The organism is Atlanticothrix silvestris CENA357, assembly GCF_016056295.1.
GTDB lineage: Bacteria > Cyanobacteriota > Cyanobacteriia > Cyanobacteriales > Nostocaceae > Atlanticothrix > Atlanticothrix silvestris.
Map to the genome: position 1 here is coordinate 113,422 of NZ_JAECZB010000062.1, position 7,307 is coordinate 120,728.

At 41.1% G+C, this 7,307-nt stretch carries 5 protein-coding genes and 2 pseudogenes; 1 reads left to right on the forward strand and 6 read right to left on the reverse strand.

Features of this window, described 5'->3' with window-relative positions:
• Nucleotides 1–3: 3 nt before the first annotated feature.
• From I8751_RS17630 to hisG, 3 genes are all read right to left on the reverse strand, one after another.
• Nucleotides 4–429, reverse strand: a complete 426-nt coding sequence (locus tag I8751_RS17630) for a response regulator (RefSeq protein ID WP_214440424.1) — start codon at nt 427–429, stop codon at nt 4–6.
• A gap of 202 nt (nt 430–631) precedes the next feature.
• Nucleotides 632–3,235 (reverse strand): GAF domain-containing protein, encoded by a 2,604-nt coding sequence (locus I8751_RS17635; protein ID WP_214440425.1) that lies wholly within the window; start codon nt 3,233–3,235, stop codon nt 632–634.
• Nucleotides 3,236–3,728: 493 nt separating this feature from the next.
• Nucleotides 3,729–4,373, reverse strand: coding sequence for an ATP phosphoribosyltransferase (gene hisG, locus I8751_RS17640; RefSeq protein WP_214440426.1), 645 nt, complete (start codon nt 4,371–4,373; stop codon nt 3,729–3,731).
• Nucleotides 4,374–4,496: 123 nt separating this feature from the next.
• Between hisG and rppA the strand changes: the two genes are divergently transcribed.
• Nucleotides 4,497–5,195: a two-component system response regulator RppA gene (rppA, locus tag I8751_RS17645; protein ID WP_214440427.1), complete on the forward strand. Its 699-nt coding sequence runs from the start codon at nt 4,497–4,499 to the stop codon at nt 5,193–5,195.
• Between the two features lie 68 nt (nt 5,196–5,263).
• On the opposite strand, the gene I8751_RS17650 is transcribed toward rppA, so the two are convergent.
• The 3 genes and pseudogenes from I8751_RS17650 to I8751_RS30085 all read right to left on the reverse strand — a co-directional run.
• Nucleotides 5,264–6,292, reverse strand: coding sequence for a 1-acyl-sn-glycerol-3-phosphate acyltransferase (locus I8751_RS17650; protein WP_214440428.1), 1,029 nt, complete (start codon nt 6,290–6,292; stop codon nt 5,264–5,266).
• Nucleotides 6,293–6,474: 182 nt separating this feature from the next.
• Nucleotides 6,475–6,702: pseudogene (locus I8751_RS30080) on the reverse strand (ArsC family transcriptional regulator); the annotation flags it as partial.
• A pseudogene (locus tag I8751_RS30085) lies at nt 6,697–7,215 on the reverse strand (arsenic resistance protein); the annotation flags it as partial. The pseudogenes I8751_RS30080 and I8751_RS30085, both read right to left, overlap by 6 nt.
• Nucleotides 7,216–7,307 lie beyond the last annotated feature (92 nt).

Below are 7,307 nucleotides of genomic sequence, written 5' to 3' on the forward strand. Positions count from 1 at the left end.
CCATTACTCCGGTGGCAGTTTTACAATCGCAAACCAAAAATCTTCTATGGACTGTACAATTTTAACGAACTGATCGAAATCAACGGGTTTAGTTATATAACAGTTGGCAGCAAGGTTATAAGCTTTGAGAATGTCTTCTTCTGCTTGAGAAGTTGTTAAAACCACTACAGGAATTCGCTTGAGAGTAGGGTCAGTTTTGATTTCTGCTAGTACTTCCCGACCGTCTTTTCTGGGTAGATTTAAATCGAGCAGTACAATATCTGGATGTGGGACTCTAGCATATTTTTCTTGTTTTCGCAAAAATGCCATTGCCTCCACTCCATCTTCAACCACATTCAGATTAACAGAGATTTTGCTATCTTCCAGAGCGATTCGTGTGAGTTGGGCATCGCCGGGATTATCTTCTACTAACAAAACCTCAATAGGCATAATTGCTGATGTGATATTCACTATTGTTGACCGGGCTGGATATTTTTAATTCGTAATTCGTAATTCGTAATGACGCTCCTGCGTCGCTAACGCTGCGCTAACGTAATTCGTAATTCGTAATTAGTTTTTTGGGAGAATTTTAGGCATTTTTTATAGTGAGTCCAGCGTACTTCGCCGGGCTGGCTTACTTGGTTGGAAGTCCCTAATCCCCAATTCCCTGTAAAGCAGCTTGACCTGCTTGATCTGAAATAGTGAAATAGAAAATTGAGCCTTGACCTTGTTTTGACTCAACCCAGATACGACCACCGTGGCGCTCTATAATTTTCTTACAAATTGCCAAACCAATTCCAGTACCTGAATACTTACTTCTACCATGCAAGCGTTGAAAAATCACAAAAATGCGTTCTGCATATTGGCTTTCTATACCAATTCCATTATCGCTCACTGAGAACAACCATTCATTAGTTTGAGTGTTGAGCGAAGAATTTGGAGTGAGAAGTTCCCCTGCTCCCTGCTCCTCTGCTTCCCCCGTTCCCCTGACTGCTTTAATATGAATTTGTGGTGGTAGTTCCCTACGGAATTTAATTGCATTACCTATCAGGTTTTGGAAAACTTGTGTCAACTGGGTTGCATCACCCATGACTGTAGGTAAAGGATCATGGGTGATCAGCGCGTCACTCTCTTCAATAGCAAATTTCAGATTAGCGATCGCCCGTTCAAAAACTGCTGTACAATCAACCTGCTCGAAGGGTTGCCCACGGGTACTGACACGGGAATAGTTCAACAAATCGTTAATTAGAGACTGCATCCGCCGCGCCCCGTCCACAGCGTAGGTAATAAACTGTTCTGCGCTGTTGTCTAGCTGGCTCTTATATTTGCGTTCTAGTAGCTGTAAATAACTAGTCACCATCCGCAACGGCTCTTGCAAATCATGGGAAGCAACATAGGCAAATTGCTCTAATTCAGCATTGGAACGCGCTAATTCTTGGCGTTGACGAGTTTCTCGTTCTAATAGTTGTGTTTGAGATAGAGCAATCCCAATCTGGTTCGCTAGCTGTTGCAATAACTCCAACTCAAAGTTACTCCAATGTCGTGGTGAAGCACACTGATGGGCAACTAGCAAGCCCCAAATACCTTCCCTAACAAGAATTGGTACTACTAAATTAGCTTTAACACCAAACTGCTGAAGAAATTTCCGATGACAGTCTTGAATATTAGCATGTTCAATATCTACAATTGCACTGACTCTTCCTTGACGGTATTTTTCCACGTAGTCTTGTTGAAAGCAGGGATCGAGAATATTTCTTCCTAGAACTATAGGCCAACCGGGTAGCACCGCCTCTTGTACCACTGTTCCTGACCCATCAGACCAAAGTCTAAAAATCAATACTCGGTCAGCATGGAGTAGTTTTTGTACCTCTGTAACCGTGGTTTGCAAAACTTCTTCTAGTTGTAAAGATTCACGAATTTTCAGAGTAATTTCTGCAAATAATTGCGATCGCAGGTTTTGCTGTTTTAATTCCTCTTCTACACGCTTGCGATCGGTGATATCCATTGTTACACCAATTATGCGAGTGGGATTACCATCAGGGGAGTAAATTCCCAGACCTCTAGCTAAAATCCAATGAACACTGCCATCAGGCCAAATGCTGCGGTACTCTGCTTCATAATCGCACTTGTTCTTGAGAGCTTGTTTGATTAAATCTTGCATGTAAAAGCGATCGTCAGGATGAATACATGCCAGTAAATCATTGTGTGAACATGCCGCTTCGAGAGGCAAACCAAAGTTTTCTTTGCACTGGCTGGATGTAGACAACTCTCCCGTTTGCAAATTGAGTTGCCAAGAACCGAGCTTAGCAGCCTGAAAAGCCAATTTTAATTGTTGTTCGCTTTCTTTCAAAGCAGCTTCTACTTGTTTGCGCTCAGTAATGTCTCGTGTAAAACATCGCGTATGGATAAATTTACCATCTTCCCAATACACGTTCGAGTGAATCAGAACATGGCGAATTGAGCCATCTTTGCATCGGAGCTGAGCTTCATAATTTTGTAATATTTCATTTCTGCTTAGCCTTTGCAAAATGTCTTTAATCACATCGGGGTCAGCATGAAACTCAGTAATAGAATGTCCAACATACTCAGAACGCGTATAGCCTAAAAGATCTAGTTCTGCTTGGTTTGCCCAGACAATTGTGCCATCTGCTTCGACCCAATGCATCCCCACAGTAGCATTCTCTACAAAATCTCTCAGCTCTTGCTGACTGTGTTTTAATAATGCTTCTGTTTGCTTTTGTTCGGCAGAAACACGGCACACTTCAGCTAAATTTCGCCTTAGCTCTAATTGAGTGAGAACCTGACGACCGAGAGCTAGCAGTGCATCTATTTGTTTTTGGTTCAATTCTCGCGGAACATGGTCAATTACGCAGAGAGTTCCTAACATATCTCCCTTGGGAGTGATTAATGGTACGCCTGCATAAAATCGTATATATGGATAGTCAGTTACCACTGGATTAATGGCCAACTTTTCATCAGCCAACGTATCCGGAACTACTACAATGTCTCGTCGTTCTTGACAAAGGTAAGATAAACCTACATTACGGGGCATTTCTGGTACATCCAGCCCCAGTTTTGCCTTAAACCACTGACGATTTTCATCAATAAAATTTACCAAGGCTATGGGTGTACCACAAATAAAAGCAGCTAACTGGGCAAGATTATCATAAGTTTCTTCGGGTTCAGTATCAAGTATCTGATACTGGCGCAGAGCTGCAAGTCTCACCGCTTCATCGTTATTAAATTCAATTTTCATCAATTTATTTTTATTAAAAAGTTGTAAAAAAGGTTTAGTTAAGTATTTTGGATGCTTAATGACTGACTTAATCTTTGGTTAGATTGAATATCTTGTTACCTGTGACTTTTGGAGAAGTTTTTTGGAATTTTTATTAACAAGTACTTTCAAAAGAGGGAAGCATCTGTCCCACATTTTTGCTATACAGATAACTATAGTGTAAACAAATTAATCAGCACTTTTAGATAAAAAAGTCATTTACGATTATTGAGATATTTTTAGGAAGGTGAAATATAACAGGGAACTGGCATTGGGGCTAATTTTGTCTTCTCTGTTCCCTGTTCCCTATCTCCTGTTCCCGCAGGGCGAACGCACGGGATTTCCGAAACCCCTACTGGACAAGGATCTTGATGAAAAAATAGGCTAAATTAGAAAACGCCGAAACCCTTGCCATTGAAGGATTCTTATGCTTTAGATGCGTTTGCCCTGCCTGTTCCCGCCCCTTCAGGGCTTGTTAAATCGGCATTAAAACTGTCTCTCGCAGTTTTTCAATTAAATCACTGAGATTACCTGTATTCAGGCGATAACTCAGGGGATGGGCAATCAATCGCGCCGTGCTTTCATACAAGGTAGTAATCTCAATTAAGCCATTTTCGCGCAAAGTTCGCCCTGTAGAAACCAAATCTACAATCGCCTCTGACATCCCTGTAATTGGGCCGAGTTCTACTGAACCATACAAGGGGACTATTTCCACGGGTAAATCCAGACTATGAAAATATTCACGAGCGCAATTGACATACTTAGAAGCAACTCGACCATGAGCTGGTAAATCTAAAGGTGATTTATAAGCACTAGATGCTTTTACTGCCACCGACATGCGACAATACCCAAATTGCAAATCAACCAACTGTGCAACTTGCGGCTTTTTTTCCCGCAGCACATCATAACCAATAATACCCAGTTGTGCCTGACCATATTCTACATACACAGGCACATCTTGTCCGCGTACCAATAATCCTTTTGCTTGTCCACTAGCATCATGAATTTGAAGTTGGCGGTTTGTTGAATCTAAAAAAGCACTAAAATCCAATCCTACAGATTGCAGCAGGCGGATGCTATTTTTAAGTAGTTCCCCTTTCGGTAACGCAACAGTCAGCATTCTTTTTCTTGGTATCCTTAGCTATGGACACTTGGATCAATAGGAAAAACCCCTGGATGCAAGTGTCTTTGTCTTAGCAGTTCATTTATATTGAGAATATCTCTATTGCTTACCACAAGCAGCATGAGAATTTTATTAGTTGATGATGAAGTTGAATTAACTAACCCTTTGAGCCGTGTGTTAACTCGTGAGGGTTACACTGTAGATGCCGCTTATGATGGTACAAGTGGCAGTGAACTTGTGCAAGTAGGCAGTTATGACCTGCTAATTTTAGATTGGATGCTACCAGGAAAAACAGGATTGGAAATTTGCCAGGAATTACGTCGCCAAGGTAAAGCTACTCCTGTGTTGTTTCTCACAGCCAAAGATACTTTAGATGACCGTGTAAAAGGTTTAGATGCTGGTGCGGATGACTATTTAGTTAAACCTTTTGAACTGCGGGAGTTACTAGCTAGAGTCCGCGCGTTATTACGGCGTTCTGGTGTGGAAGTACACAACACTCCAACAGGACATTTAACTGTTGCTGACTTAGAACTTGATTTTGAAAACCAAATAGCTTATCGCCAAGGACGGATTATTGAACTATCTCAAAAAGAAAGCCTGTTACTACAATATTTTATGGAACACACTGGACAGCTTTTGACTCACGCCCAAATTATGCAAAATCTGTGGCATGATGGCGAACAACCAAGTAGCAATGTGATAGCAGCATTAATCCGCCTACTACGTCGCAAAATTGAGGTAGGTGATGAAACTCCAATGATTCACACAGTCTACGGTAAAGGTTATCGCTTTGGCACTGCTTCAGTAGAGTTAGTTTAAGACTCATCCCACCTCTAAAAGTGATGGAATTTCGCGTTTACTGATGACCGTTATTTGGTGACTGTTACTCAGTCATCAGTTAATAATTGATTGGTTTGAATTTGCATTTTTTCTCGTAATTGTTGAGCTTGCTGATAAACTGCTGCACGTCCTTTACCTGAATTAGTTTCTAAACTTGTTGATTCTAAAGGCTGAATAAAGTAACGCAGACGAGTTCTCATAGCCCAAACTCCCATCGAGGGAAATAAAATCAAGACCAGCATCAAAGGCGATATAGGTAAAAATGGTAACTTGAATAGTCGTTGTAATTTTTTAAAATTAATAGTCCAAGGATGCAAGGATTCATTACCAATGCAAACAACTGGCAAAATCGGAATATGATAGCGATCGCTCAGCTGAATAAAACTGACATCAAACTTTTCTAGTTGATAGCGTCTTTTCCAACCTTTTAGCGGACCGCGTACACCTTCGGGTGCGTATAGGAGAGTTTTTCTTTGGGCTATGGCTGCTTCAAAATCATTGAACTCTGCTCGCACACCGCCTAAAACTTGTGACCATTGAGATGGTAGCCACCAAATCACCCAAGGATGCTCAAATAATACTGTATTTGCTAGGAATTGTACCGTCCATCCTCGTGCATCACCCAATAAATAACCCAAGGTCAAAAAGTCCCACGGAAAGGACATCCCTGCATGATTCATGGCCACAACTATTGGCCCTGCTGGCGGTAAGTTCTCAATTTGTTGTAATTCTCCTCGAAAATAATATTTAACAATGGGAGCTACAACTTCTTGACGAAAAGCTTGTTGATATTTGGAATTAAATTCACTAACTTCTTTGCGTGGTGAACGACAACCCAAACGCAACCATCGACTCAGCAACGCCAGATAAAATCCGCCAGGAATCAAAAATAATCCATATTCCAGCCAATTCCAACCATCTGGATCATCGTGATAATGTTGCCAGTGGCGATTAAATAAAATTAGCCAGCCTGGAGGATACCACAGGCAAAACCAATCAAACCAGCTAAATTTATAGCCTGTATTTAATGTTTCTAGTTGACGGTTGAGGATGTTTTCTGAGTATTGATTAATCACAAAACGGGTGCGAATTACACAACAATATGGTTAAAGTTATATTTTAGCTTTCGAGCTTGATGATTCGCATCCCACCGTGGAAGTAAAATTATAGATCCCCGACTTCTTTGAGAAGTCGGGGATCTAAGGCTAAGGCTTTCAGTTTAAATTATCACCACAAAGGCACAAAGTCACAAATAAATTTAAATTAGATCTGTAATTAGCTTGATTACTCGTTCCTTTACTTCATTTCTAACACGGCGAAATGTTTCAATGGGTTGTTCTTTTGGATCATCAAGTTGCCAATCTTCAAACACATCTCTTAGTAACCATGCTTCTGGTAAATTGATTCCACAACCACATAAAGAAATCACAGCATTGTAATCTTCAGGATTAAAATCACTTAAAGGTTTTGACTTTTGATTACTCACCATTACCAAAGTGTGTCCCTGATTGCCGTAGGAAAGATAACCCCATAGCAATACCATTGCAGTACAAGGAGCAATTCCCAGTAGAATAGTACCGGCAATATAGGAATTGGCGATCGCTACTTCGCTACCACGAATTAATTCTGTCCCTGTAATTAACGGACGGAACAACCAACCCAAGAAAAACTGGGCAAATACTACCATCGTGAATGGTTTAATCAACCAGTTCACCACCAAGGTGAGAATTACAGGTTTTGGGGCACGAATAGCATTGGCAGCTTGAGTAAAATCTATTTTCACCATGATGGGATACATCATGAAAAACAGACATACTGCAATGGGAATTGACACTTGATAGATACTCATCGCATCCAACGTCACTGCCACCTGTGGAAATAATCTTCCGAGGGCAATTCCCGCCAAGATGCACAGAAATACCCAAATGGTGAGGTATTTTTCAAAAAAACTCAGATTACTCCCTGCTTGTGCTGGAGATGTATTAGCATTTGTACTCATTAATCTCATTCTCCAAAGGGATTAGGCATTGGGTATGGGCATGGAGAAGAAGGGGTAAAGGGGAAAGGGGAAGGTGGGGCCCCCTTTGGGGA

Excerpts from the sequence above, each read along its gene's own strand:
- I8751_RS17630 (WP_214440424.1), bottom strand. The coding sequence starts at position 429 with ATGCCTATTGAGGTTTTGTTAGTAGAAGATAATCCCGGCGATGCCCAA.
- I8751_RS17635 (WP_214440425.1), bottom strand. The coding sequence starts at position 3,235 with ATGAAAATTGAATTTAATAACGATGAAGCGGTGAGACTTGCAGCTCTG.
- hisG (WP_214440426.1), bottom strand. The coding sequence starts at position 4,373 with ATGCTGACTGTTGCGTTACCGAAAGGGGAACTACTTAAAAATAGCATC.
- rppA (WP_214440427.1), top strand. The coding sequence starts at position 4,497 with ATGAGAATTTTATTAGTTGATGATGAAGTTGAATTAACTAACCCTTTG.